Genomic DNA, 1,238 nt, shown 5'->3' on the forward strand with positions numbered 1-1,238 from the left:
CAGGGCTTTCTCATAAAAATGGCAAGTAGTTGTTAGCCTTACTTTTGTGGTTGACTAGACTACAAAAACCATGACTACTCCTACTTGCCAGCTTAAAAGTACAACTTTATTTTATCTCCTAGACAACACACCAGGTCTTGATGGACGCGATAACCGAGGAAAGCAACACTCTATGGCTCTAGTTCTCACCGGATTAGTGATGGCTTTATGCTGTGGCCGTGACGGCAAATTATCAAGCCTACACCGGCATATGGTTAATCATTTTGATCAGCTTCTGCAAACGACCTCAATGGGTCATCAACGAGTCATTTCACGGGCCCAACTGCCTCGGTTGTTAGCCAAAGTTAACGGCTCGCTCTTTAATAAGCTACTTTTCGACTGGTTTGGCTTCCAACTTGATCCTACCCAAAGACGATGGTTCGCCCTGGATGGTAAAGAGCTATGCGGCAGCATACAACCTCATCACAAACGGGGCGAGGCTTGTGTATCAGCTCTTAGCCATACCTCCGAGCAGATTGTGGGTCAACTTTATTACAATGGTAGAAAGGAAAGTGAACGCCCAACCGTGCGTCAACTGCTCAATCAGACTGGTCTTTATAATCAGAAGCTGACGCTGGATGCTCTCCACCTGACTCCACAGACACTCAAGGCGATTCATGGAGCTCAGGGGGGCTATCTGGTTGGGCTTAAACCGAATCAGGCTCACCTGTACCGTTTTTGTGTCTGCACTTGTTTGATGAACAGGGCTACCTATGAACACCTTGATGCTGCCCAACGTGGACATGGTCGAATTGAGCAACGCAGCTACTGTTGCTTCCCATTAAACACAACATCCTTTGCGCCCCGTTGGAAAGATGCGGGTATTAGTATATTAATTCGTGTGCAACGCATCCGTCAAAAGCTGGATGGCAGCCCCTTATCAGAAGAGGTAAATTACTTTTTGAGCAACTTGTTGCCAACCACTCAAAAAGACGCCAATGAACTATTCGAGGCCATTCGCCATCACTGGCGGATTGAAGCAATGCATCATCGTCGAGATATGACTCTGGCTGAGGACAGCCTGCGGACAGCTAGTCAGCCGATCAGTCGATTGATGAGTAGTTTACGAAGCTTAGCACTTAACGTTTTAAGGCGAGCTAGGCCAAAGAACATGGCAGCCCAGATAGACTCATTTGCTGATAAGTTCCAAACCTTGATTCAGTTTATGACCCAAGAATTAGTTTTATGAGAAAGCCCTG

General features: G+C 46.7%; 1 protein-coding gene. It reads left to right on the forward strand.

Annotated features, from left to right (window positions below; all coding sequences use genetic code 11):
- The first annotated feature begins 70 nt into the window (after window positions 1-70).
- On the forward strand, window positions 71-1,228 hold the full coding sequence (locus tag HNQ92_RS28490) for an ISAs1 family transposase (RefSeq protein WP_184180282.1): 1,158 nt from the start codon (window positions 71-73) through the stop codon (window positions 1,226-1,228).
- The last annotated feature ends 10 nt before the right edge of the window (window positions 1,229-1,238 follow it).

This window comes from Rhabdobacter roseus (assembly GCF_014202275.1).
GTDB lineage: Bacteria > Bacteroidota > Bacteroidia > Cytophagales > Spirosomataceae > Rhabdobacter > Rhabdobacter roseus.

Coding starts and splice junctions, on each gene's coding strand:
- HNQ92_RS28490 (WP_184180282.1), top strand. CDS start 71: ATGACTACTCCTACTTGCCAGCTTAAAAGTACAACTTTATTTTATCTC.